The organism is Stenotrophomonas maltophilia (assembly GCF_003970865.1).
Classification (GTDB): Bacteria; Pseudomonadota; Gammaproteobacteria; order Xanthomonadales; family Xanthomonadaceae; genus Stenotrophomonas; species Stenotrophomonas maltophilia_AR.
The window spans coordinates 110392-133084 of record NZ_RXLZ01000001.1 but is presented as its reverse complement, the minus strand read 5'-3'; the positions used below and the strand labels follow the sequence as shown (position 1 = coordinate 133084).

24 protein-coding genes are annotated in these 22693 nt (G+C 66.6%); 11 read left to right on the top strand and 13 right to left on the bottom strand.

Annotated elements, in window-relative coordinates; translation table 11 throughout:
• Nucleotides 1-143 precede the first annotated feature (143 nt).
• From EKL94_RS00635 to EKL94_RS00605, 7 genes are all read right to left on the bottom strand, one after another.
• Nucleotides 144-1580, bottom strand: a complete 1437-nt coding sequence (locus tag EKL94_RS00635; protein WP_032129633.1) for a replicative DNA helicase — start codon at nucleotides 1578-1580, stop codon at nucleotides 144-146.
• 212 nt (nucleotides 1581-1792) lie between these two features.
• The gene (locus tag EKL94_RS00630; RefSeq protein ID WP_126927567.1) at nucleotides 1793-2353 is read right to left on the bottom strand and encodes an NADPH-dependent FMN reductase; all 561 of its coding nucleotides are present in this window, start codon (nucleotides 2351-2353) and stop codon (nucleotides 1793-1795) included.
• Between the two features lie 66 nt (nucleotides 2354-2419).
• The gene (gene asnB, locus EKL94_RS00625; protein ID WP_126927566.1) at nucleotides 2420-4363 is read right to left on the bottom strand and encodes an asparagine synthase (glutamine-hydrolyzing); all 1944 of its coding nucleotides are present in this window, start codon (nucleotides 4361-4363) and stop codon (nucleotides 2420-2422) included.
• Nucleotides 4364-4366: 3 nt separating this feature from the next.
• On the bottom strand, nucleotides 4367-6646 hold the full coding sequence (locus tag EKL94_RS00620; protein ID WP_126927565.1) for a thiamine pyrophosphate-dependent enzyme: 2280 nt from the start codon (nucleotides 6644-6646) through the stop codon (nucleotides 4367-4369).
• Between the two features lie 77 nt (nucleotides 6647-6723).
• Nucleotides 6724-7380: a glutathione S-transferase family protein gene (locus EKL94_RS00615; RefSeq protein ID WP_126927564.1), complete on the bottom strand. Its 657-nt coding sequence runs from the start codon at nucleotides 7378-7380 to the stop codon at nucleotides 6724-6726.
• A gap of 176 nt (nucleotides 7381-7556) precedes the next feature.
• On the bottom strand, nucleotides 7557-8099 hold the full coding sequence (locus EKL94_RS00610) for a GNAT family N-acetyltransferase (RefSeq protein ID WP_126927563.1): 543 nt from the start codon (nucleotides 8097-8099) through the stop codon (nucleotides 7557-7559).
• A 126-nt stretch (nucleotides 8100-8225) separates the two neighbouring features.
• Nucleotides 8226-9071, bottom strand: coding sequence for a glycine zipper 2TM domain-containing protein (locus EKL94_RS00605; RefSeq protein WP_126927562.1), 846 nt, complete (start codon nucleotides 9069-9071; stop codon nucleotides 8226-8228).
• A gap of 163 nt (nucleotides 9072-9234) precedes the next feature.
• Between EKL94_RS00605 and EKL94_RS00600 the strand changes: the two genes are divergently transcribed.
• Nucleotides 9235-9453: a DUF6116 family protein gene (locus EKL94_RS00600; RefSeq protein ID WP_126927561.1), complete on the top strand. Its 219-nt coding sequence runs from the start codon at nucleotides 9235-9237 to the stop codon at nucleotides 9451-9453.
• Nucleotides 9450-10223, top strand: a complete 774-nt coding sequence (locus EKL94_RS00595; RefSeq protein ID WP_126927560.1) for a TatD family hydrolase — start codon at nucleotides 9450-9452, stop codon at nucleotides 10221-10223. The genes EKL94_RS00600 and EKL94_RS00595 overlap by 4 nt, the downstream gene beginning before the upstream one ends.
• 78 nt (nucleotides 10224-10301) lie before the next feature.
• Here the strand turns inward: EKL94_RS00595 and EKL94_RS00590 are convergent, their stop codons facing one another.
• Entirely contained in the window at nucleotides 10302-11129 is an 828-nt protein-coding gene (locus EKL94_RS00590; RefSeq protein ID WP_126927559.1) for a tRNA threonylcarbamoyladenosine dehydratase, read from the bottom strand.
• Nucleotides 11130-11209: 80 nt separating this feature from the next.
• Between EKL94_RS00590 and EKL94_RS00585 the strand changes: the two genes are divergently transcribed.
• Nucleotides 11210-11644: a cytochrome c gene (locus tag EKL94_RS00585; RefSeq protein ID WP_049420899.1), complete on the top strand. Its 435-nt coding sequence runs from the start codon at nucleotides 11210-11212 to the stop codon at nucleotides 11642-11644.
• Between the two features lie 136 nt (nucleotides 11645-11780).
• On the top strand, nucleotides 11781-12275 hold the full coding sequence (locus EKL94_RS00580) for a glycine zipper 2TM domain-containing protein (protein WP_010486804.1): 495 nt from the start codon (nucleotides 11781-11783) through the stop codon (nucleotides 12273-12275).
• Nucleotides 12276-12347: 72 nt separating this feature from the next.
• Here EKL94_RS00580 and EKL94_RS00575 read toward each other — a convergent pair whose 3' ends face one another.
• Entirely contained in the window at nucleotides 12348-12557 is a 210-nt protein-coding gene (locus EKL94_RS00575) for a cold-shock protein (protein ID WP_010486802.1), read from the bottom strand.
• Nucleotides 12558-12792: 235 nt separating this feature from the next.
• Between EKL94_RS00575 and EKL94_RS00570 the strand changes: the two genes are divergently transcribed.
• From EKL94_RS00570 to arsC, 3 genes are all read left to right on the top strand, one after another.
• Nucleotides 12793-13278, top strand: a complete 486-nt coding sequence (locus EKL94_RS00570) for a DUF456 domain-containing protein (protein ID WP_126927558.1) — start codon at nucleotides 12793-12795, stop codon at nucleotides 13276-13278.
• A 119-nt stretch (nucleotides 13279-13397) separates the two neighbouring features.
• On the top strand, nucleotides 13398-14552 hold the full coding sequence (locus EKL94_RS00565) for a phospholipase A (protein WP_126927557.1): 1155 nt from the start codon (nucleotides 13398-13400) through the stop codon (nucleotides 14550-14552).
• Nucleotides 14552-14893: an arsenate reductase (glutaredoxin) gene (arsC, locus tag EKL94_RS00560; RefSeq protein WP_126927556.1), complete on the top strand. Its 342-nt coding sequence runs from the start codon at nucleotides 14552-14554 to the stop codon at nucleotides 14891-14893. The genes EKL94_RS00565 and arsC overlap by 1 nt, the downstream gene beginning before the upstream one ends.
• 71 nt (nucleotides 14894-14964) lie before the next feature.
• Here arsC and EKL94_RS00555 read toward each other — a convergent pair whose 3' ends face one another.
• The 4 genes from EKL94_RS00555 to EKL94_RS00540 all read right to left on the bottom strand — a co-directional run bounded on the left by EKL94_RS00555 (nucleotide 14965) and on the right by EKL94_RS00540 (nucleotide 18100).
• Nucleotides 14965-15600, bottom strand: coding sequence for a glutathione S-transferase family protein (locus tag EKL94_RS00555; protein WP_126927555.1), 636 nt, complete (start codon nucleotides 15598-15600; stop codon nucleotides 14965-14967).
• A gap of 57 nt (nucleotides 15601-15657) precedes the next feature.
• A complete protein-coding gene (locus tag EKL94_RS00550) occupies nucleotides 15658-15993 on the bottom strand; it encodes a hypothetical protein (RefSeq protein WP_126927554.1) in 336 nt (111 codons plus the stop codon).
• Nucleotides 15994-16069: 76 nt separating this feature from the next.
• Complete coding sequence (locus EKL94_RS00545) at nucleotides 16070-16465, bottom strand: hypothetical protein (protein WP_126927553.1); 396 nt, start codon at nucleotides 16463-16465, stop codon at nucleotides 16070-16072.
• A 117-nt stretch (nucleotides 16466-16582) separates the two neighbouring features.
• Complete coding sequence (locus tag EKL94_RS00540; RefSeq protein WP_049434851.1) at nucleotides 16583-18100, bottom strand: fumarate hydratase; 1518 nt, start codon at nucleotides 18098-18100, stop codon at nucleotides 16583-16585.
• Nucleotides 18101-18216: 116 nt separating this feature from the next.
• Here EKL94_RS00540 and EKL94_RS00535 point away from each other — a divergent pair, with 116 nt between their 5' ends.
• The 4 genes from EKL94_RS00535 (at nucleotide 18217) to EKL94_RS00520 (ending at nucleotide 22619) form a co-directional block, all read left to right on the top strand.
• Complete coding sequence (locus tag EKL94_RS00535; protein WP_126927551.1) at nucleotides 18217-19113, top strand: RNA polymerase sigma-70 factor; 897 nt, start codon at nucleotides 18217-18219, stop codon at nucleotides 19111-19113.
• A 36-nt stretch (nucleotides 19114-19149) separates the two neighbouring features.
• Nucleotides 19150-19599, top strand: coding sequence for a carboxymuconolactone decarboxylase family protein (locus tag EKL94_RS00530; protein WP_126927550.1), 450 nt, complete (start codon nucleotides 19150-19152; stop codon nucleotides 19597-19599).
• A 288-nt stretch (nucleotides 19600-19887) separates the two neighbouring features.
• Nucleotides 19888-21759: an ABC transporter ATP-binding protein gene (locus tag EKL94_RS00525; protein ID WP_126927549.1), complete on the top strand. Its 1872-nt coding sequence runs from the start codon at nucleotides 19888-19890 to the stop codon at nucleotides 21757-21759.
• Nucleotides 21760-21839: 80 nt separating this feature from the next.
• Complete coding sequence (locus EKL94_RS00520) at nucleotides 21840-22619, top strand: ferredoxin--NADP reductase (RefSeq protein WP_046984352.1); 780 nt, start codon at nucleotides 21840-21842, stop codon at nucleotides 22617-22619.
• Nucleotides 22620-22693 lie beyond the last annotated feature (74 nt).

Below are 22693 nucleotides of genomic sequence, written 5' to 3'. Positions count from 1 at the left end.
CGAAGGGCGGCGTCGAAGGGCAGCAGCGGCGGAATCGTAGAAGCGTCGCGTTACATGTCATTTACACGCCACATACGGAAGATTGGCGTTTTGAATGGTTTGCCGGCGTGGAGGAGGTTGCCGGCCAGCGGCCGGCACCCCTGTTACTCGAACGAGCCGACCGAATCGTGGGCCAGGTTGTCGAAGCGGGTGTACTCGCCGAAGAACTTCAGCTTGCACGAACCGGTCGGGCCACCACGGTGCTTGCCGATGATGATCTCGGCCAGGCCCTTGTCCGGCGAATTTTCCTTGTTGTAGTAATCATCGCGGTAGATGAAGACGATCATGTCCGCATCCTGCTCGATTGCGCCCGATTCGCGAAGGTCGGCCATCACCGGGCGCTTGTCGGTACGTGTTTCCAGCGAGCGGTTGAGCTGCGACAGCGCGATCACCGGCACATGCAGTTCCTTGGCCAGGCCCTTCAGCGAACGCGAGATCTCCGAGATTTCGGTCGCGCGGTTTTCGCTGTTGCCCGGCACGCTCATCAGCTGCAGGTAGTCGATCACCACCAGGCCCAGGTCATGCTCGCGCTTGAGGCGACGACACTTGGAGCGCAGCACTTCCGGCGACACGCCGGGCGTATCGTCGATGAAGATCTTGGTTTCCTTCAGCATCTTGATCGCGCTGGTGACGCGGCTCCAGTCCTCGTCTTCCAGCTGGCCGGTACGCAGGCGCTGCGCGTTGATGCGGCCGTTGGAGGAAATCAGGCGCATCGCCAGCTGCGATGCCGACATTTCCATCGAGAACACCGCCACGCCCTTCTTCGACTTGATCGCCGCGTACTCGGCGATGTTCAGTGCGAAAGTGGTCTTGCCCATGGCCGGGCGCGCGGCAAGGATGATCAGGTCGGTCGGCTGCAGGCCGGAGGTCATTGCATCGAAATCGTTGTAACCGGTCGGCAGGCCGGTGATGTTGCCGCCATTCTCGAAGCGGCTGCGCAGCTCTTCGAAGGCATCCTTCAGTGCGCCGGGCATCGCCACGAAATCGGTACGGCCGCGTGCGCCCTGTTCGGCGATGGCGAACACGCTCTTTTCCGCCGATGCCAGCAGCTCGCTGCTCTCACGGCCCTCGGGCTGGAAACCGTCGTTGACGATGTCGGTACCCACCTGGATCAGCTGCCGCAGCACCGCCTTGTCACGCACGATCTCGGCGTAGGCCACGATGTTGGCCGCCGACGGCGTGGTACTGGCCAGCTCGATCAGATAGGCACCATCGCCCACCAGTTCCATCTTGCCCTGCGATTCGAACCACTCGCCCAGGGTCACCGCATCGAACGGCCGCTCGCGCTCGGACAGCTCGCGGATCGCGCGATAGATCATCTGGTGGTCGCGGCGGTAGAAATCGCCTTCGGTCAGCTGGTCATTGACCCGGTCATAGGCCTCCGGGGCCAGCATCAGGCCACCCAGCACCGCCTGCTCGGCTTCCACCGAATGTGGCGGTACCCGCAACTGGTCGATGCGCGACTCGTCGCGATCGCGATCGCGATCGAAGCCATCACCGCGCTCTCTGCGGTTGGAACGGAAGCCGGGGCGAGCGGACATGCTGCGGTGTTTCCTGCAAAAGTGGGCCGGACGAGTGTAGGCATGCGCCGACCCCGGCGGCCATGGACAAGCCTGTGGATAAACCGTGGAGAAACGGGGGATATCCGCCGGTGCCTGGCCAGATTGGCGTGGGGGCGTCGCACTGCCTGCGACAGGCGCCGTTGCGGCACCCGAGCGGGCATTATCGCAGATGGGGCTGGCAACCGCTGGCGTCAATCGCCCTTGACGTGAACCGCGATCAGCGCCAGGAACCGGTCCACGTAGCCCTGCAGGAATTTCTGCGTGCCTTCGTTGTGGACCGTGCCGTCGGCATCGATCAGGCCGTCCTTGAAATGGATGAACGCCTCGGGCTGGCCGAGCACGTGCATGTCCAGGAAGGCCAGGCTGTTGCGCAGGTGCTGCTGGGCCACGGCGGTGCCGATCTGGCCGATGGAGGCGCCGATCACCGCCGCCGGCTTGCCGGCAAACGCGCTGTCGCCATACGGGCGGGAGCCGATATCGATGGCGTTCTTCAGCACGCCCGGCACCGACCGGTTGTATTCCGGGGTCACGAACAGCACCGCATCGGCGGCACGGACCTGGTCCTTCAGCCGGGTACCCTGCGCCGGATAGTGGCCATCGAAGTCCTGGTCGTACAGCGGCAGATCACCGATCTGCACATACTGGAAGCGCGCACGGTCGCCGGCGATCTTCTCCAGCGCGTGGGCCAACCTGCGGTTGCACGATTCCTTGCGCAGGCTGCCGACGAACACGGCGATGGTGGGTACGGACATGGGGACATACTCCTCACGGTGCGGGAGGCCCAGCCTAGTCGCCGGGCCCTTGCAGGCCGGTGAAGATCAGCCGCCCGTCACGCCCGCACGCACCTGCCGCCAATGCGCCTGCCAGGCCTGGAACATCAGCACGTTCCACAGATGGGTATGCCACTTGCGCTGGCCGCCAAGGAACTGCTGCCACAGCGGCTGTACCGCGGCCGCCGACAGCACGCCCTCCTGCTCCAGCCGCGCGGGCTGCAGCAGGTCTTCGGCCCACGGCCGCAGGTCGCCCTTCAGCCAGTCGCTGACCGGCGCGCCGAAGCCACGCTTGGGCCGGTGCACCATCGACTGCGGCACATAACGGCCCAGCACGCGCTTGAGCAGCACCTTGCTGGTGGTTTCACTGCGCTTGAAGCCCAGCGGCAGCGACCAGGCGAACTCGGCCACGCGTGAATCCAACAGCGGCGCGCGTGCTTCCAGGCTGACCGCCATCGAGGTGCGGTCGACCTTGCACAGCAGGTCATCCGGCAGGTAGGTCACGTAATCGGCCAGCATCATCGCGTCAGCCGGTGTGCCGGCTCCGTGCAACGGGTCGGCCAGGTCATAGAAGCTGCCCGCGGCCTGCGCCCCGGGCACTGCCGCCGCCGGGTCGCGCCAGCGCGAGATGCGGTTGCGGTACACGTCGCCGATGCCACGCGCGCCGGACTCGGCCAACAGCGCGGCCAGGCCGCCGGTACGCGAGGCCTCGCCCTGCTGCTGGGCGCGCGCGCCCATCCAGCGCCGCAGCGGCCCTGGCACGCGGCCCAGCATCTGCCAGTTGCGCAGCGCGCGCACATAGCGGGTATAGCCGAAGAACAGCTCGTCGCCACCATCGCCGGACAGCGCCACGGTCACGCCCTGCCGCGCCAGGCGGGCGACCAGCGCGGTCGGCACCTGCGAGGCATCAGCGAAGGGTTCGTCGAACATCGCCGGCAACTGCGGCACCACCGCCAGTGCATCGGCACCGCTGACGTAGAGTTCGGTGTGGTCACAGCCCAGATGCGCGGCCAGTTCCTTGGCCAGCGGCGCCTCGTCGTGGCCCGAACCGGTGAAGCCGATACTGAAACTGTGCACCGGCTGACCGCTTTGTGCCTGCATCAGCGCGGCCACCAGCGACGAATCGGTGCCGCCGGACAGGAACACACCCACCGGCACGTCGGCCACCATGCGCAGCGCGACCGCGTCACGCAGCAATCCGTCCAGCTGCTCCTCGGCTTCCTCGATGCGGCCCTGGAACGGCGCAGCCAGCGCCGCCTGCATGCGTGCACGCGCATCCCAGTAGGGGCGCTGCGCCTGTTCCGGGCGATGCGCCGATGCACCCGCCGCTACGGCCTCGGCATCCAGGCGCAGCACGCGGCCCGGCATCAGCTTGTAGCAGCGCTGGTGGATGCTGTGCGGGGCCGGAATGTAGTCCAACCGCAGCAACAGGGTCAGTGCGTCGCGGTCGATGTCGTTGTCGAAGGCCGGGTGCTGCCACAGCGCCTTCAGTTCGGAACCGAACACCAGGGTGTCACCCGCCCAGCCGTAGTACAGCGGCTTCTTGCCAACACGGTCGCGGGCCAGCCACAGGCACTGCTCCTGGCGGTCCCACAGCGCAATGGCGAACATGCCGTTGCAGCGCTGCAGGGTGTCCTCGATGCCCCATTGCAGGATCGCTGCCAGCAGCACCTCGGTGTCGGAGTGACCACGGAAGGCATGCCCCAGCGGCTCCAGTTCGGCACGCAGGGCGGCAAAGTTGTAGACCTCGCCGTTGTAGGCCATCACGTAGCGACCATCGGACGAGGCCATCGGCTGGTGGCCCAGCGGCGACAGGTCGAGAATGCTCAGCCGACGGTGCGCCAGTGCGATGCCTGCCCCGGCATCGACCCAGCTGCCGCCATCATCCGGCCCGCGGTGGTGCAGCGCCTCGCCCATGGCCAGGACCTGCGCCTGCAGCACCTCGGCCGACGCCACAGGCGCCGGCAACAACATTCCCGCCAATCCACACATGCATCAAGGTTCCTGCGCCAGTTCAAGGGCGGCGCCAATCACCGCATTGTCGCTTGGAAGCCCGAACATTGCTGCCCCCGCCAGCGGGGTATAGGTATCCGCACCGCAGACCCGGCGCAACGGCAGGTGGCCGAAACCGGCCTCGACCAGTGCGGTGACCACGCCCTCGCCCACCCCGCCACTGTGGCGGCCCTCGTCCAGCACCAGCACCCGCCGTGCACTGGCAGCCTGGCTGGCGATGAAACCGGCATCCAGCGGCACCAGCCAGCGCAGGTCGACCACCCGCACCTGCCAGCCCAGCTGCTGCTCGATCGCCCGCGCCGCACGCAGCGCCATCGGCACGCCGTTGCCATAGGTGTAGACCACCAGGTCGCCTGCCTCCGGCGCATAGACCCGGCCCTCACCCGGTACCAGCGCCTGGCCCTGGGCCGGGTAGTCGAACAGCCACTGGCCATCGCCCGGCTCATGCAGGTCCTTGCTCATGTACAGCGCGATCGGCTCCAGGAACACCGCCACACGTCCATCCACCCGGGCCAGCGCCGCCAGCGTGCGCAGCATCATCACCGCATCGTCGCCGCGCGACGGGCAACCCACCACCAGGCCGGGAATGTCGCGCAGCGCGGTGATCGAATTATCGTTGTGGAAGTGGCCGCCGAAGCCCTTCTGGTACCCCAGCCCGGCCACCCGCACCAGCATCGGGTTGCGGTACTGGTCATTGGAGAAGAACTGCAGCGAACACGCTTCGCCGCGCACCTGGTCGATGGCGTTGTGCAGGTAGGCCAGGTACTGGATCTCCGGGATCGGCAGCATGCCCATGTTGGCCAGGCCCTGCGCCATGCCCAGGATCATGGTTTCGTCCAGCAGGGTGTTGAACACCCGGCGCGGGCCGAAGCGGCGCAGCAGATCCTTGGTGACGGTGTAGACACCGCCCTTCTGCGCGACGTCCTCGCCGAACAGCAGGCTCTGCGGATACTTCGCCAGCAGTTCCTGCAGGCCGTGGTTGATCTGGATGGCCAGGTGCCGTGGTGCCTGCCGCTCGGGCAGGGTCTCCGCACCACCATACAGCGCTTCGCGCGCCTCGGCGGGCACCTCGCGCCGCGCTTCGGCCTGCACCGCCGCCGGCGTGTACGGCGCCAACGGCGCCATCACTTCCTGCAGCGACTGCAGCGTCGGGCGGCCTTCGGCGTCGGCGGCCGCCGCCATGCAGCGCGCGCGCAGGGTCTCGTAGGCCACTTCGATGGCGGCCGCATCCATCCAGCCCGATTCCATCGCGATCTGCGCCGAGCGCAGCAGCGGATCCTGCGCCTCGGCCGCGCACAGCTCCGGCAGCGCGCGCCATTCCACTTCAAAGTCGGTGCCGGCGTGGCCCATCAGGCGCGTGGTACGCAGATGCAGGAAGGTCGGCCGCCGCGTGCGCCGGCAATGTTCCACCGCGGCCTGTACCTGGGCGTGTCCGGTGGCCAAATCCAACCCATCGGCGAAGAAATAGTCGAGCCCCGGCTGGCGGCTGAAGCGCTCGGCAATCCAGCCTTCCGGGGTCTTCACCGAAATGCCCAGCCCGTTGTCCTCGCAGACGAACAGGATCGGCGCCGGCAGCTTCTGGTAGGCCGACCACATCGCGGTGTTGAATGCGGTCTGCGCGGTGGCATGGTTGGCCGAGGCATCACCGAACGAGCACAGCACGATGCTGTCGGTGGGAATCGGCAACGACTGCCCCAGCCGCTTGCCACTCTCGATGGCCAGCGCGGTGCCCAGCGCCTTCGGCAGGTGCGAAGCGATCGTCGAGGTCTGCGGCAGCACCCACAATGGCTTGCTGCCCCACACCTTGTGACGGCCACCGCTGGCCGGATCATCCGCGCTGGCGGCGAAGGACAGTGCCGCATCGCGCAGCGGATCGATACCCGGCACCTGGCGCGAACGCTCGGCCATGAAGGCACCGGAGCGATAGTGCAGGAATGCTGGATCGGTATGCCGGCAGGCCCGCGCCAGCAGCGCATTGCCTTCGTGGCCGGAGGAACCGATGGTGTAGAAGACCTTGTTCTGCACGCGCAGCACGCGTGCCATCAGGTCCAGCTGGCGGCTGGCCAGCTGCGAGTCGAACAGTTCGCCAAAGGCAGCGGCGGTGAGCGTGCTGCCCGGCAGGATCGGCGCATCCGGTGCCGGGCGCGGACGCGGGGTGCCGCGCCAGCCACGCACCGCATCGAGGAAGTTGACGTCGCACACTTCGGCGCGGTTGAGCACGCGCATGCGTGCGGGAATCGGATCTGGAACCACAGCGAACATCGAACACCCTCCGTGTCGTTGTTGCATTCCGCCGGACATGGCCCGGCGCTACCCTGTGGGGGTCACCTTGGTGAGAGTCACGCGGCCTCGAATCGCGAGCGCACTTCGGCGGTCACTGCCGGCATCGGCAGGAAGCGCGGCTGCTCACGCACGCGCTGCAGCCAGGCGCGAACTTCCGGGAACGGCTCCAGGCTGATACCACCTTCGCCCGCCACATCGGTATAGGCAAACAGGGCGATATCGGCGATGCCGTATCCGCTGCCGGTGAACCATTGCGCCTGGCGCAGGTGCTGCTCCATCACTGCCAGCGCGGTGGCGGCGCGCTCGTGCAGCCGTGGCAGTTCGGCGCGGCGCGGCGATTCGGGCGCGGTCCAGCCGCGGATGAAGCGCGCCACTGCCACGCACGGCTCGTGCGTGTACTGCTCGAAGAACATCCAGCTCAACGCCTGCGCGCGCTCCCAGCCATCGATAGGCAGGTACGGCGTGCCTTCGGCCAGCCAGAACAGGATCGCGTTGGATTCGGTCAGCACGCGGCCATCGTCGCGGACGATCAGCGGCACCTTGGCATTCGGGTTGAGCGCCAGGAATTCGGGGGAATGGGTCTGGCCGTGGGCGCTGTCCACTTCCACCCAGCGGTAACGGCTGCCGAGCTGCTCCAGCAGCAGGCGGACCTTATGGCAATTGCCCGAGACCGACATGCCATGCACCGTCAGCGGGACGCGCTCTTCCACCATTGCCTGCTCCATCACATCCGGCCGGCGGCCGGCTGCGTGCAGTCTGGCAAGCGCGTCTGTGAATGCCAAGCGCGGGTGCAGCATGGCGCCCAGGTAGTGCCGACCGCTGGCCGGCAATTGCACGATTCCTGCTGCAACGAGGTTGCCGGCCAGCGGCCGGCACTACCGGGCAACGCTCAGCGTGTGCGCTGCCGCCACTGCACGCGCGACTGGCCCCAGATCTGCATCGGCTTGTCGTTGTACGGTGGCGGCAGTTCGCCCATGCGCAGCATCGTGCTGCCGAGCTTGCGCGCGACCGCCCGCGAGTTGTCGTTGTTCTCGGCGATGGTGTGGATCACCTCGTCCCACCCGAGCGTGTCGAACGCCCAGTCGATCGCGGCGACCGCGGCTTCCGGCGCATAGCCCCTGCCCCAGCTGGCATGGCGGATGCCCCAGCCAACCTCGGTACCGGGCCAGTCCTGCGGTTGCCAGGGACCCATGCGCCCGATCCAGTCACCGCTGGATTTCTCGATCACGCTGAACATCGAGAAGCCGAACAGCTGCCAGGCGCCAGCCAGGCTGCAGAAGCCACGCCAGGCCACCGAAGGCGGCTGCACGCCACCGAGGGTGCGCATCGTTTCCTCGTCGGCGCAGAACGCCAGATACGGTTCGTAGTCCTCGCGCAGCAGCGGGCGCAGGATCAGGCGCTCGGTTTCAATGCGCAGGTCGAAGATGCTCATGCCGGCTCCATGTCGAAGGAAGCGTCCATGATGGTGGATTCGCGCCCCGCGCGGATGAATTCCGCCGGTCGCAACGAAACGGGCCGGCATGAGCCGGCCCGTCGAGTACTGCATGCTGCACCTGGATTACTGGCGCGTGGTGGCCGCAGTTGCACCGGCGGCAGCGGTCTGCGTGACCAGCTGGCCATCGACCACCGGCAGGCGATCGCTGGCCGGCTTGTTGTCCATGCGCACGGTCTTCTCGGCGCCGTCGTAGCGGTAGGTCACGTTGTAACCCTTCACCACGTCGTTGGTACCCATGGCAATACGGTTGCCCGGCTTGCTGGCCATGCGCATGGTGCCAGTGGTGCCGTCTTCGTTGCGATAGGTCACGTTGTAGCCGGTGACGCGGCTCGACTCTGAGGTCGCGGTCTCGGTGTGGCACTGGCGCTCGGTGCGGTTGACCACGCGGCCACCCACATGGCGCTTGTCGATCTGGTTGCCGATGAAGCCACCGGCCACCGCGCCAGCCGCAGTGGCGGCCTTCTTGCCATTGCCGCCGCCGACCTGGTTGCCCAGCAGGCCACCCACCACAGCACCGACCACGGTGCCGCCCACATTGCCGTCACGTTCCGGCAGGCGCTCCTGCACCGTCACGTCCTGGCAGACTTCATGCGGGGTCTGGGTGGTGGAGGTCTCGCGCACCGCGTCGGTGCCGATCACGGTGGCGTAGGCCTTCTGCTTCTCGGTGATCGGGTCGACCTTCAGCACATCGGCATATTCCAGCCCACGCGGTGCCGACGGGTCGAGCGTGTCACCACGCGCGCCATCGTCAGTGGCATTGCCATCGACCAGGCGCGATTCACCGTTGGCGGTTCCGGCGCTGATGGAATCGGGCGATGTGCCGCCACTCTTCATGAAGGCGGCGGTGGCGATACCGCCGACCAGCAGCGCGCCCGCTGCGACCAGGACAGTTGTAGTTGTGCTTTTCATGACCTGCTCCTTGCGGACCATCCGCAACGTTCTCGGACCAGATTGCAGCATGCGCTGCCTGAACGGAATCTCCACATTTCCTGCTCATTCCCGTAACCCATTCAGCATCGGGAAATGCTGGGCCCGTGGTAGCGTTTGCATATTCCCCAGGAGGACCCCCGCCATGGCCAACCCGATGCTGCTGCCGGTACTGCAATGGGCGCGCCGGCTGCGCTACCCCACCCTGTTCAAGCTCACCGCAGGCCTGTTCGTGCTGACCCTGTTCATCCCCGACCCGATCCCGTTCGTCGATGAACTGGTGCTCGGCTTCGGCACCCTGCTGCTGGCCAACTGGAAAAGCCGCAACGCCGCCACCGCGCCGCCGTCGCTGGAACAGCGTTGAGCCTGCTGGTCGACAGCCACTGCCACCTCGATGCCGGCGAGTTCGACAGTGACCGCGCTGCGGTGATCACGCGCGCGCAGGCCGCTGGGGTGCGCCTGCAGGTGGTGCCGGCGGTGACTGCCGCCAGCTGGCCGAAGCTGCGCGAAGTCTGCCAGCAGGCGCCGGGGCTGTACCCGGCCTACGGCCTGCACCCGATGTTCCTGGCCGAGCACCAGCCCGGTCACCTGCCGCTGCTGCGCGAGTGGATCGAGCGCGAACGCCCCTGCGCGATCGGCGAATGCGGCCTGGACTTCTTTGTCGAAGGCCTGGATGCAGAGACGCAGCAGGCGTACTTCATCGGCCAGCTGCAACTGGCCCGTGAGTTCGAGCTGCCGGTGATCGTGCATGCACGGCGCGCGGTGGATGCGGTGATCGCCGCAATCCGTCGCGTCGGCGGCCTGCGCGGCGTGGTGCACAGCTTTTCCGGCAGTCCGGAACAGGCCGCGCAACTGCACCGGCAGGGCTTCCTGCTTGGGCTCGGCGGCCCGCTGACCTACCAACGCGCGCAGCGCCTGCAGCGGCTGGTGCGCGAAATGCCGCTGGAACAGCTGCTGCTGGAGACCGACGCGCCCGACCAGCCTGACGCCGGCATCCGCGGCCAGCGCAACGAACCGGCGCGGCTGGCGACCATTGCCCGCCACGTGGCCGCGCTGCGCGGAATGGAACTGGAAGTGGTCGCCCAGGCCACGACGGAGAATGCACGGCGCCTGTTCGCGCTGCCGGCAATGTAGCGGTAGGTGCCGGCCGCTTGCCGGCAACTCCGGAATGATTCGATCAGCGCAGATGCCGGCCAGCGGCCGGCACTACCGTCACGCGTCGGCGTGATCCTCGACCACTTCGGCCTTCACCTTCTTCGGCTCCAGCAGCATTTCCAACGCCTTGCCCACCGCCGCGAAAGCGAAGGCGCCGGTGATATGGGTCGCCGCACCCAGGCCGGCGCCGCAGTCCAGCTTCAACGCTGCATCGGCACCGAGGTTCGGGCGGATGCCACAGACGCTGCCATCGGCCTGCGGATACTTCACGTTCTCCAGTGAGTACACCGCCGGCACGCCGAAGTAGCGCTTGGCGTTCTTCGGGAAGTTGAACTCGCTGCGCAGCTTCTTGCGGATCAGCGCCAGCATGGCGTCGTGCTCGGTGCGCGAGACGTCGCGGATGCGCACCAGGGTGGGATCGGTGCGGCCACCGGCGGCGCCGACGGTCAGCAGCGGCAGCTTGCGGCGACGGCACCAGGCAATCGTCTCGACCTTGACCCGGAAGCTGTCGCAGGCATCGATCACCAGATCGAACCCACGGTCCAGCAGTTCGGCCATGTTCGACACCGTCAGGAACGCCTGTACGGCATCGGCCTCGATGTCCGGGTTGATCGCGCGACAGCGCTCGGCCATCGCCTCGGCCTTGTTGCGGCCGTAGTTGCCTTCCATCGCCGGCAGCTGCCGGTTGGTGTTGGACACGCAGATGTCATCGGCATCGATCAGGGTCAGGTGGCCGACCGCCGAGCGGGCCAGCGCCTCCACCACCCACGAGCCGACGCCGCCCATGCCCACCACCGCCACGCGGCTGCCCTGCAGGCGCTCGAGCGCACCCACGCCATACAGCCGTTCGATGCCGGCAAAGCGTTGTTTGACCTGTTCGTTCATCCGGCTATTTTAACGTGCAGGCGCCAGCGCCTACAGCGCGCCGGCATCGAACCCACCGTTGCACGCCCGGAGAGCCCGCCATGAACGCCAGCCCGCCCCGCCGCCCGTCCACCGCCTACCGCTATCTGTTCGTGCTCGGCCTGGGCCTGTTGATCGGCCTGATCGCCACGGTGATGGTGGGCCGCGCCCTGCAGGCCCGCCGCGACCCGTTCCCGGACAGCCTGATGCAGGTGATGCAACGGCAATCACAGCTGCTGCAGCAGGCCCAGCAGCAGAACCGCTGCAGCCTGGCCGACAGCGTGCCACGGTTGCAGGCGATGCGCCTGCTGTCCAACGACCTGGACCTGGCTTTCCCCGGTTTGAAGGACAGCGCGCAGTTCCAGCAGCATGCCAGCCAGCTGCGCGGCAACCTCAACGCCGCTCTGGCCGCGCCGCCCAGTGACTGCACGGCCCTGGCCCAGGTGGTGGAAACGGTGCAGGCCGACTGCCGTGCCTGCCACCAGGACTTCCGCTGAGCCGCATTCATCCTGCAGCCGGACAAGGGTCGCGTGGTTGGCACCTTGTTCACGTTCAAAAGAGGACGATTCGTCCACCCTGCTGCATGACGCAGTACCACCCCAGACACCCGCCTTCACGGCCAGGAGACGCCCCATGAAGATCCAGCTCATCGCCGCCAGCGCCATCGCGACCCTCGCCCTGGCTGGCTGTGCCACCTCGCCCGGTTATGGCGGTGGTGGTTACAACAACGGCTACAACAATGGCGGCTACGGCAACAACGGCGGTTACAACCAGGGCCGCTGCGCCGACTGCGGTATCGTCACCCGCATCAACACCGTGCAGTCCGGCCGTACCGCGCCCAGCGCGACCGGCGCGATCCTCGGCGGCATCGTCGGCGCGGTGGCCGGCCACGAGATCTCCGACCACACCGGCGGCAGCCGTGGCAACAAGAACATCGCCGCCGCTGCAGGCGCGGTCGGTGGCGCGCTGGCCGGCAACCAGATCCAGAAGAACGTCACCAGCGACACCTACGACATCAGCGTGCGCATGGACGATGGTCGCACCATCGTGGTCAACCAGCGCGACCTCGGCGGCATCCGCGAAAACACCTACGTGCGCGTGGTCAACGGCAAGGTCATCCTGCGCTGATCCGCACCGGGCCATGCGCAAAGAAAAAGGCCCGCTTGCGCGGGCCTTTTTCATGCCGACAGGCGGCGGGTATTACACCGGCTGCACCTTGTCAGCCTGCAGACCCTTCTGGCCCTGCACGACTTCGAAGCTCACAGTCTGGCCTTCCTTGAGGCTCTTGAAGCCCTGGGTCTCGATGGCGCGGAAGTGCACGAACACGTCCTCGCCATTCTGCCGGCTGATGAAGCCGAAGCCCTTCGCATCATTGAACCACTTTACGGTACCGGTCTCGCGATCAGCCATCTCACTAACTCCCTTTGACTCTCTCTTGTTGTAGGAAACGCCTGGTGGGCGGCTGACAAGCAAGGGGGAAGCGAGGTGCATCGATGCAGCGGATCGGGAAGATCTTGCTTCATCAGGCCACGATCCACGGTGACCTTGCCAAGCTCAGCGACTGCAACTTAACCCGCCCAAAACGAAAAATCAACTGGCAAAATCTTTCACTGTCAACCCCAAAACGGCCACCATACGGGACAGCATGGGACTCTCATTCATCTTATATCTGCTAGCGGTCATTTTTGTCCTCGTCGGCATCGCCGGGATCATCCTTCCGGCCCTGCCCGGCATCCCGCTGGTGTTCATCGGGCTGCTGCTGGCGGCGTGGGCCGACGGCTTCGTCCATGTGGGCTGGCCAACCCTGGTCGCGCTGGGTGTGCTGACCCTGCTCTCGCTGCTGGTGGACGTGCTGGCCACGGTGGTGGGCGCGAAACGGGTCGGTGCCAGCCGCAAGGCGCTGTGGGGCACCTTCGTCGGCAGCATCGTCGGCCTGTTCTTCATGCCGATCGGCCTGTTCGCCGGACCTTTGGTCGGTGCCCTGGCCGGCGAGTACTGGCACACCCGCGAGCTGGGCCGCTCGACCAAGGTCGGCCTGGCCACCTGGCTCGGCATCCTGCTCGGCCTGGCGCTGAAACTGGCCGTGGTGATCGCGATGCTTGGCCTGTTCGCCTTCGCCTGGTTCCTGTAACCCGCGCCGCCTTCACGCCACACGCACGCGGTGGCCGTGCATAAACCGTGGGGGCTGGCCGCGATCCGGTACAGCCGCCACACTGTGCGATTCCCGTATTCACCGAAGGGCCTGCTGGAATGACCCTCCCCCCGCTGCTTCCCCGCCTCGCGCCGCTGGCGCTGGCCCTGGCCAGTGCGCCGCTGGCCGCGCAGGAGTTCGTGCCCAGCACCGACACCTCGCCTGCTGCGTGCGCCGCCATCACCACCGACGCGGCGCGCCTGGCCTGCTATGACCGGCTGTTCGCACACACCCCGCAGGCCACAGCGGCGGCCGACGCTGCCGCCGAGGCAGCCGCGCAGGCCCGTCGCGAAGAACGACAGACCGCACGCGTGAGCCAGGGCGAAGAGAAGCTGCGCGAACGGGTCAGCGACCTGTTCCGTCCGGCAGCACCGGACAGCGCGCTGGCCAACGCTGGCCGCGGCTCGCTGCTGGACAGCCGCTGGGAACTGGCCGAGGACTCCAAGCTGGGCCCGTTCCAGCTGCGTGCCTACAAGCCGGTGTACCTGCTGCCGGCGTTCTGGACCAGCGACCGCAACACCACACCGCATTCGCCGAATCCGGCCAACACGGTCACCACGCCGCAGGTACTGGACAGTGCCGAACTGAAGTTCCAGATCAGCTTCAAGACCAAGATCGCCGAGAACCTGTTCGGCGACAACGGCGACATCTGGGCCGGCTATACCCAGAGCTCGCGCTGGCAGGCCTACAACAGCGAGGATTCGCGCCCGTTCCGCGAAACCAATTACGAGCCGGAAGTGATGATGGTGTTCCGCAACGGCTACTCGATCGGCGGCTGGCGCGGGCGCATGACCGGCATCGCGCTGAACCACCAGTCCAACGGCCGCGCCGATCCGCTGTCGCGCAGCTGGAACCGGGTGATGCTCAACATCGGCCTGGACCGCGAGAACTGGGCGCTGGTGCTGCGGCCGTGGTACCGCATTCCCGAGACCCGCAGCGACGACAACAACCCGGACATCGAGGATTACATGGGCCGCGGTGACGCGACCCTGACCTGGAACCGCAACGGCCATGAAGTCTCGCTGATGGCGCGTCATTCGCTGCGTACCGGCAGCCGCTCGCACGGCGCCCTGCAGCTGGACTACGGCTTCCCGATCAGCAACCTGCTGCGCGGCCATGTGCAGGTCTTCGACGGCTACGGCGAAAGCCTGATCGACTACAACCACAAGGCCACCTATGTGGGCGTGGGCGTGTCCCTGCTGGAGTGGTTCTGATGGACGTGACGATCTGGCACAACCCGGCCTGCAGCAACTCGCGCGGCGCACTGAAGCTGATCCGCGATGCGGGCTTTGATCCCGTGGTGATCGAGTACCTCGGCAGTCCACCCGATGTGGCCACACTGCGCCAGGTGCTGGCCGAATCCGGATTGAGCGCGCGTGATCTGGTGCGCAGCAAGGAAGCGCAGTTCGCCGAACTGGGCCTGGAAGGTGCGGACGAGGCCACGCTGCTGGCCGCGATGGCCGAACACCCACGGCTGATCAACCGCCCCGTGGTGCGCGCACCCAAGGGCACCCGGCTGTGCCGCCCACCGGAAACGGTGCTGGAGCTCCTGTAACAGAAAAGGGGACGGAGGGGATTAAGTCGTTTGTGCACAAACGACTTAATCCCCTCCGTCCCCTTTTCTGATTACCGCCAGTCGGTGATGCCTTCGCGGCGGTACACCTCGGCGAACGCCGGGCGCGCCTTCATCGACGTGGCATGCGCCTTCAGCACCGGCCAGGTGTCGCTGGGCTTGGGCATGTTGCGCGACCAGCGCATCAGCATCACCAGCATGTAGTCGACCACGCAGGGCGTGGTGCCCAGCAGGTAGGGGCCATGCGCCTGCAGGTGCGTGGCCACATGCTGCCAGGCTGCTTCCAGGCGCTGACGGGCCATCTCGCGGCTCGCCTCGATATTCGCCTCCCCCGCCATCTCATGCGGGTAGAACCAGGCACGATAGGCCGGCTGCAGCGTATTGGCACACCAGAACATCCAGCGGTAGGCATCGGCGCGCTGCGGCGTACCCACCTGGGGCAGCAGGTTGGCGTCCGGATGGCGATCAGCCAGGTACAACGCAATGGCCGCCGCTTCGGTCAGTGCCAAGCCATCGATCAGCAGCGTCGGCACCACACCGGCCGGATTCAGCGCCAGGTACTCCGCCGACTTGTGCTCACGCGCGTCGAAATCCAGCAGCACCAGTTCATGCTCGATGCCCAGCTCGATCAGCAGCCAGTGCACCACAAGGGCGGCAGTACTGGTTGAACCATACAGCGTGGTGCTCATGCGCAGCTCCTGTGTGGATGGATCGGCCGATTATGCGCCTGCACAGGCGGTCGCTGCTCAGCCGCAACTGCTCATGCAGGTATCGCGGCTTTCGCTACAGGACATGATCGGTGTGCGTATCGCGCAGTCGTGCGTCTTCAGTTCACAGGAGCGCCGCAGTTCGGGATTGGCGACGTCCTTGCAGCGCTTGTCCGGCGCCGGCACCATCTGTTGTTCACAGCTGAAGTCGTTGCTGCCGATGCTGCCCTTCGCCATGCAGCTGCGGTAGCTGGCCTGGCACTGCATGCGGCACTGCGAGGAGGCGGAGAAATCCGCACCTTCGTAGGACGACGTTGTGCTGCAGCCGGCCAGGACCAGCAGGAACACAGCCGCGAGGGATCGATGCAGGCGCATGGGCACATCCAGTGCAGGGGTGTGCCGACCCTAGCAGACTACGGTTGCGCGTGCAGGCACCGATGCGTGCCCCCGATCAGTACACAGGAATACCGGTGTCGGTGCGGACGTCATTCACGGTGCCGCCGCAGGAGAGCAGGCACTGGGCGTACGGAGCACTGCATGAAGGAAGCGCTGGGGAACCGCAGTAGGTGCCGGCACCGTTGCCCCCTTCGCAGTTGTGCCGCTGTTTGTCGTCGGCGATACCACTGCAACGGCTGATGACCCGGCTCTTCTCGCTTTCGCAGCTCCGCTGATCCGACTCGGCACGGGCGCGGTTGTGGAAGTCGCACGTCGCCTTCTGGCTCTCGCAGACCGACGCGCAGATCTTCCCCGCTTCGTGGGTTGGTGGCTCGACGAAGTAACGCGGACCACAGGCACTGCACGCCAGCGCAGTGACCAGCAACACGAAAACACGCGACCACTGCAGCACGATGGACTCCCTTCCAGTACGCCGGCTAGTACGTTAGCAGAGCAGGCCGCGCGCGAGCAGGCTGCATACAACAACGGCGCCACAAGGGCGCCGTTGTCTCGACCGGAACGGGAGGAATTACTCCACCACCACCGGAATCTTGCCGATGCGGGCCTGCCATTCGCGCGGGCCGGTCTTGTGCACCGATTCGCCAGTGGAGTCGACCGCCACGGTCACCGGCATGTCCTGCACGGTGAACTCGTAGATCGCTTCCATGCCCAGATCGGCGAAGCCGACCACCTTGGCCGCCTTGATCGCCTTGGACACCAGGTAGGCCGAACCGCCGACCGCCATCAGGTAGGCCGACTTGTTGTCACGGATCGCCTCGATCGCCGCCGGGCCACGCTCGGCCTTGCCGACCATGCCCAGCAGGCCGGTCTGTTCCAGTACCTGACGGGTGAACTTGTCCATGCGGGTGGCGGTGGTCGGGCCGGCCGGGCCCACCACTTCGTCGCGCACCGGATCGACCGGGCCGACGTAGTAGATGAAGCGGCCCTTCAGATCGACCGGCAGTTCCTCGCCCTTGTTGAGCATGTCGACCATGCGCTTGTGCGCGGCGTCGCGACCGGTCAGCAGCTTGCCGTTGAGCAGCAGGGTCTGGCCCGGCTTCCAGCTGGCCACATCTTCCGGCGTGATCGTGTCCAGGTCCACGCGGGTGCCCTTGGACGAATCGTAGGTCAGCTTCGGCCAGTCTTCCAGCGACGGCGGGTCCAGCATCACCGGGCCGCTGCCATCCAGGGTGAAGTGCGCATGGCGGGTGGCCGCGCAGTTCGGGATCATCGCCACCGGCAGGTTGGCCGCATGGGTCGGGTAGTCGTTGATCTTGATGTCGAGCACGGTGGTCAGGCCGCCCAGGCCCTGCGCACCGATGCCCAGCGCGTTGACCTTCTCGTACAGCTCCAGGCGCAGCTCTTCGATGCGGTTGGACGCACCACGGGCCTGCAGCTCGGTGATGTCGATCGGCTCCATCAGCGCTTCCTTGGCCAGCAGCATCGCCTTCTCCGCGGTACCGCCGATGCCGATGCCGAGCATGCCCGGCGGGCACCAGCCGGCGCCCATGGTCGGCACGGTCTTCAGCACCCAGTCGACGATCGAGTCGGACGGGTTGAGCATGGCAAACTTGGTCTTCGCTTCCGAACCACCGCCCTTGGCGGCGACGATGACGTCGACGGTGTTGCCCGGCACCACCTTCACGTTGACCACGCCCGGGGTGTTGTCCCTGGTATTGATGCGCTTGCCGGCCGGATCGGCCAGCACCGAGGCGCGCAGCTTGTTGTCCGGGTGCATGTAGGCGCGGCGCACGCCTTCATTGGCCATGTCTTCCACGCCCATGGTGGCGTCGTCCCAACGCACGTCCATGCCGATTTCCAGGAACACGGTGACGATGCCGGTGTCCTGGCAGATCGGACGGTGGCCTTCGGCGCACATGCGCGAATTGATCAGGATCTGCGCCATCGCTTCCTTCGCGGCCGGCGACTCCTCGCGCTCGTAGGCGGCGGCAAGGTTCTTGATGTAGTCGACCGGGTGGTAGTACGAGATGTACTGCAGCGCGTCGGCGATGGACTGGATGAGGTCTTCCTGCTTGATCGATGTCACGTCTTGCTCGCTTGCTGAAGGCTGGCGGGGTAATCCGCCCATTTTACCCCCTCTGCCACTGGGGTGCCGTTGTACATTCGTGTCACGTCCCTGCCCGCTGTGGCGTCCTTGCCCACATGAACGCCGAAACCGCTTTCCAGACCCACCGCCCGCGCCTGATGGCCCTGGCCTACCGCCTGCTCGGCAGCCGCGCCGACGCCGAAGACGTGGTCCAGGATGCCTGGCTGCGCTGGTCCGGCGCCGATCCTGCGGCCGTCCGCGACCCCGAAGCCTGGCTGGTCACCACCACCACCCGGCTCGGCCTGGACCGGCTGCGCGCGGCCAAGCGCGAGCGGGTGCACTACGTCGGCCCGTGGCTGGCCGAGCCGTTGGCGGTCACCCTGGAGCCCGACCCGGCGCCCGGCCCGGCGCAGCTGCATGCGCTGGCCGACGACGTCTCGGTCGCCTTCCTGACCCTGCTCGAACAGCTCGGCCCCGAGGAACGCGCCGCCTTTCTACTGAAGGAGGCTTTCGACCACGACTACCGCGAAATCGCCGACCTGATCGGCCACAGCGAGGCCAACTGCCGGCAGCTGGTGCACCGTGCCCGGCAACGCCTGCAGGCCGGACGACCGCGCTTCAACGCCGATGCCAGCCAGCACCGGCAGTTACTCACGCGCTTCATGGACGCCTCCCAGCGCGGCGACAGCGAGGCGATCCAGGCCCTGCTGCACGCCAACGCGCTGCTGGTCTCCGACGGCGGCGGCGTGGTTACCGCGGCGATCCGCCCGCTGCTGGGCGCCGAGCGCATCGGCCGCCTGTTCTGGGCCATCGCCCGCCGTGGCGCGGCGCATCCGGCGCAGCTGGGCTATGTCAACGGCGAGCCGGCGATCCTGCGCTTCCAGGGCGATCGCCTGCACTCGATCACCACCATCGAAGTGGTCGATGGCCGCATCGCCAACGTGTACAGCGTGCTGAATCCGGAGAAGTTGCCGGACGTTGTCACGCACGGCGATGCTGCGGCGTCCTTGTAATGAAAGGCGGCCATCGTGGCCGCCGTGGAGCCCACGATGTCGAACCATGCCTCTCCCCGCGTCCCTTACACCCGCCTGGCCGCCGAGGCCTTCAAGGGCCTGCTGGCCACCAGCCAGGCGGTGCATGACAGCTCGATCGATCCGACCCTGATGGAACTGGTGTTCCTGCGCGTGTCGCAGCTCAATGGCTGCGGCTACTGCATGGACATGCACGGCACTGCGCTGCGCAAGGGCGGCATCGAGCCGCGCAAGCTCGATACCCTGCCCGCCTGGCACGAAAGCCGCTTCTTCGATGCCCGCGAACGTGCGGCGCTGGGCTGGGCCGAGGCGCTGACCCGGCTGACCGACGGTGCGCCGTCGCAGGCGGCGTTCGATGCACTGGCACCGCACTTTGATGAGAAGGGCATCAGTGACCTGAGCATGGGGATTGCGGTGATCAATGCCTGGAACCGGCTGGGTGCGGGCCTGCTGCCGCCGCTGCCGTAAAAGGGTCTTGTTGGCCGGGCTGCCGCCCGGCACCCGCAGAGACCAGAGCAACAGCTGGAGCAACGGCAAAAGCTGGCTCCTCTGCGGGTTGGCAGGGTGGGTCAGGTCGCCCTCGACGGACTTCTACTGCTGTTGGTAGGTGTCGACCTTGGTCGACACGGTAGATCCATGCCATGCGTGGATGCGGGAGGGTCGGACCCCTTCGCTTCGCAAAGGGCTCTGACCCCGATGTCGGCCACACGGCTGCACTGACCCCATCTGCACGTATCAGGCGCGCACAATACGCGCATGCCTGCTACCCCCACCGCTGGCGCTGCCGCCACGAAGAAACCCAGCCTGCGCCAGCGCTTCAGGGCGATGCGCAACCTGCCACCGTTCCTGCGCATGGTCTGGAAGACCAGCCCCGCGCTCACCCTGGCCAGCCTGGGGCTGCGCCTGATCCGCGCCCTGCTGCCGGTGGCGATGCTGTACGTCGGCAAGCTGATCATCGACAGCGCCCTGCGCCTGAGCCAGCACGACGCCGGCTTCCCGCCGCTGGGCGAAGCGCTGTCCAGCGGCGTGCTGAATCCGCTGCTGGGCCTGCTGGCACTGGAATTCGGCCTGGCCATCGCCTCAGACCTGCTCGGCCGGCTGGTCAGCTACGCCGATGCCCTGCTCTCGGAACTGTTCGCCAACGTCACCAGCATCCGGCTGATGGAGCACGCGGCAACGCTGGATCTGGAGGACTTCGAGGACCCGGACCTGCAGGACAAGCTGGACCGTGCCCGGCGCCAGACCATGGGCCGGATGAACCTGATGAGCCAGTTGTTCGGCCAGGTGCAGGACGCGATCACCGTGGCCAGCCTCGCCGTCGGCCTGCTGGTCTACGCGCCGTGGCTGATCCTGCTGCTGGCGCTGGCACTGGTGCCGGCCTTCATCGGCGAATCGCACTTCAACGCGGCCGGCTACAGCCTCAACTTCCAATGGACGCCCGAGCGCCGCCAGCTCGACTACCTGCGCCAGCTCGGTGCCAGCGTGGAAACGGCCAAGGAAGTGAAGATCTACAACCTGCACCGCTTCCTGGTGGAACGCTACCGGCGCCTGTCGGTGGCGCTGTTCCAGGCCAACCGTGCCCTGGCACGGCGCCGCGCGTTCTGGGGCACGCTGCTGGCTGCGCTGGGTACGCTGGGCTACTACACCGCCTACGCCTACATCGCGTGGCGCACGGTACGCGGCGATTTCTCGATTGGCGACCTGACCTTCCTTGCCGGCAGCTTCCTGCGCCTGCGCCAGCTGTTGGAGGGCCTGCTGATCGGCTTCTCGCAGGTGGCCAGCCAGGCGCTGTACCTGGATGACCTGTTCTCGTTCTTCCAGATCGAGCCGGAAATCCACTCGCGTGAAGGTGCGGTGCGCGTACCGCAGCCGATCCGCCAGGGCTTCGTGTTCGAGAACGTCGGCTTCCGCTATCCCGACGCCGAGCAGTGGGCGGTGCGCCATCTGGATTTCCAGCTGCACGCCGGCGAAGTACTGGCCCTGGTCGGTGAGAACGGCGCCGGCAAGACCACCCTGGTGAAACTGCTGGCGCGGCTGTACGAACCGGACGAAGGCCGCATCCTGCTCGATGGCCGCGACCTGCGCGACTACGATCTGGACGACCTGCGCGCCAACCTCGGGGTGATCTTCCAGGACTTCGTGCGCTACAACCTCAGCGCCGGCGAGAACATCGGCGTCGGCCAGGTCGAGGCGATGGATGACCAGGCACGCATCGCCGACGCCGCGCGGCGCGGCATGGCCGAGGAAGTGATCGACGATCTGCCCGGCGGCTACGACCAGCTGATCGGCCGCCGCTTCAAGCAGGGCGTGGACCTGTCCGGCGGCCAATGGCAGAAGATCGCCATCGCCCGCGCCTGGATGCGCAATGCGCAGGTAATGATCCTGGATGAGCCAACAGCAGCGCTGGATGCGCGCAGTGAGTTCGAGGTGTTCCAGCGGTTCAGGGAACTGGCGGATAATCGCACCGCAGTATTGATTTCCCACCGTTTTTCCTCGGTACGCATGGCCGATCGCATCCTGGTGCTGGCCGATGGCCGGATCGAGGCCAGTGGCACCCATGAGCAACTGATGGCCGAAGGCGGCCGTTATGCCGAGCTGTTCGAGCTGCAGGCGGCCGGCTACCGCTGAGAACGCCTCTCGTTCCGCCTAATGAGAACCTATCTCATTTGAGATAGAATCACCCCCGACGACTTTCGATAGATACGCCCATGTCCTCCGCTTTTGGCGCCGAAACGGTGCTTGAGGTCCGTCACTGGACCGATGCCTACTTCAGCTTCACCCTCACCCGCGACAGCGGTTTCCGCTTCGAGAACGGCCAGTTCGTGATGATCGGCCTGGAAACCGAGGCGCGGCCGCTGCTGCGTGCGTATTCCATCGCCAGCGCCAACTGGGAAGAGCACCTGGAGTTCTTCAGCATCAAGGTGCAGGACGGCCCGCTGACCTCGCGCCTGCAGCACATCAAGCCGGGCGACAAGGTGCTGGTCGGCAAGAAGCCCACCGGCACCCTGCTGATCAGCGACCTGCACCCGGGCAAGAACCTGTACCTGCTGGGCACCGGCACCGGCATGGCACCGTGGCTGTCGGTGATCAAGGACCCGGAAACCTACGAGCGCTTCGAGAAGGTGATCCTGTGCCACGGCGTGCGCTACGAAAAGGACCTGGCCTACCGCGATTACTTCGAGAAGGAACTGCGCGAGCATGAGTTCCTGGGCGAAATGATCGGCGACAAGCTGCTGTACTACCCGGCGGTCACCCGTGAGCCGTTCGCCAACCAGGGCCGCCTGACCCAGCTGATGGAAAGCGGCGAGATGCAGCGCACCCTCGGCCTGCCGGAGCTGAGCCCGGAAAACGACCGCGCGATGATCTGCGGCAGCCCGCAGATGCTGGCCGATCTGCGCAGCGTGCTCGATGCCCGCGGCTTCCAGGTCTCGCCGCGCATCGGCCAGCCGGGCCACTACGTGTTCGAGCGCGCGTTCGTCGAGAAATGATCTGCAACGGTAGTGCCGGCCGCTGGCCGGCTCTCCGTGCGCTCCGGGATTGCCGGCCAGCGGCCGGCACTGCC

Excerpts from the sequence above, each read along its gene's own strand:
- EKL94_RS00635 (WP_032129633.1), bottom strand. The coding sequence starts at position 1,580 with ATGTCCGCTCGCCCCGGCTTCCGTTCCAACCGCAGAGAGCGCGGTGAT.
- EKL94_RS00630 (WP_126927567.1), bottom strand. The coding sequence starts at position 2,353 with ATGTCCGTACCCACCATCGCCGTGTTCGTCGGCAGCCTGCGCAAGGAA.
- asnB (WP_126927566.1), bottom strand. The coding sequence starts at position 4,363 with ATGTGTGGATTGGCGGGAATGTTGTTGCCGGCGCCTGTGGCGTCGGCC.
- EKL94_RS00620 (WP_126927565.1), bottom strand. The coding sequence starts at position 6,646 with ATGTTCGCTGTGGTTCCAGATCCGATTCCCGCACGCATGCGCGTGCTC.
- EKL94_RS00615 (WP_126927564.1), bottom strand. The coding sequence starts at position 7,380 with ATGGTGGAAGAGCGCGTCCCGCTGACGGTGCATGGCATGTCGGTCTCG.
- EKL94_RS00610 (WP_126927563.1), bottom strand. The coding sequence starts at position 8,099 with ATGAGCATCTTCGACCTGCGCATTGAAACCGAGCGCCTGATCCTGCGC.
- EKL94_RS00605 (WP_126927562.1), bottom strand. The coding sequence starts at position 9,071 with ATGAAAAGCACAACTACAACTGTCCTGGTCGCAGCGGGCGCGCTGCTG.
- EKL94_RS00600 (WP_126927561.1), top strand. The coding sequence starts at position 9,235 with ATGGCCAACCCGATGCTGCTGCCGGTACTGCAATGGGCGCGCCGGCTG.
- EKL94_RS00590 (WP_126927559.1), bottom strand. The coding sequence starts at position 11,129 with ATGAACGAACAGGTCAAACAACGCTTTGCCGGCATCGAACGGCTGTAT.
- EKL94_RS00585 (WP_049420899.1), top strand. The coding sequence starts at position 11,210 with ATGAACGCCAGCCCGCCCCGCCGCCCGTCCACCGCCTACCGCTATCTG.
- EKL94_RS00580 (WP_010486804.1), top strand. The coding sequence starts at position 11,781 with ATGAAGATCCAGCTCATCGCCGCCAGCGCCATCGCGACCCTCGCCCTG.
- EKL94_RS00575 (WP_010486802.1), bottom strand. The coding sequence starts at position 12,557 with ATGGCTGATCGCGAGACCGGTACCGTAAAGTGGTTCAATGATGCGAAG.
- EKL94_RS00570 (WP_126927558.1), top strand. The coding sequence starts at position 12,793 with ATGGGACTCTCATTCATCTTATATCTGCTAGCGGTCATTTTTGTCCTC.
- EKL94_RS00565 (WP_126927557.1), top strand. The coding sequence starts at position 13,398 with ATGACCCTCCCCCCGCTGCTTCCCCGCCTCGCGCCGCTGGCGCTGGCC.
- arsC (WP_126927556.1), top strand. The coding sequence starts at position 14,552 with ATGGACGTGACGATCTGGCACAACCCGGCCTGCAGCAACTCGCGCGGC.
- EKL94_RS00555 (WP_126927555.1), bottom strand. The coding sequence starts at position 15,600 with ATGAGCACCACGCTGTATGGTTCAACCAGTACTGCCGCCCTTGTGGTG.
- EKL94_RS00550 (WP_126927554.1), bottom strand. The coding sequence starts at position 15,993 with ATGCGCCTGCATCGATCCCTCGCGGCTGTGTTCCTGCTGGTCCTGGCC.
- EKL94_RS00535 (WP_126927551.1), top strand. The coding sequence starts at position 18,217 with ATGAACGCCGAAACCGCTTTCCAGACCCACCGCCCGCGCCTGATGGCC.
- EKL94_RS00530 (WP_126927550.1), top strand. The coding sequence starts at position 19,150 with ATGTCGAACCATGCCTCTCCCCGCGTCCCTTACACCCGCCTGGCCGCC.
- EKL94_RS00525 (WP_126927549.1), top strand. The coding sequence starts at position 19,888 with ATGCCTGCTACCCCCACCGCTGGCGCTGCCGCCACGAAGAAACCCAGC.
- EKL94_RS00520 (WP_046984352.1), top strand. The coding sequence starts at position 21,840 with ATGTCCTCCGCTTTTGGCGCCGAAACGGTGCTTGAGGTCCGTCACTGG.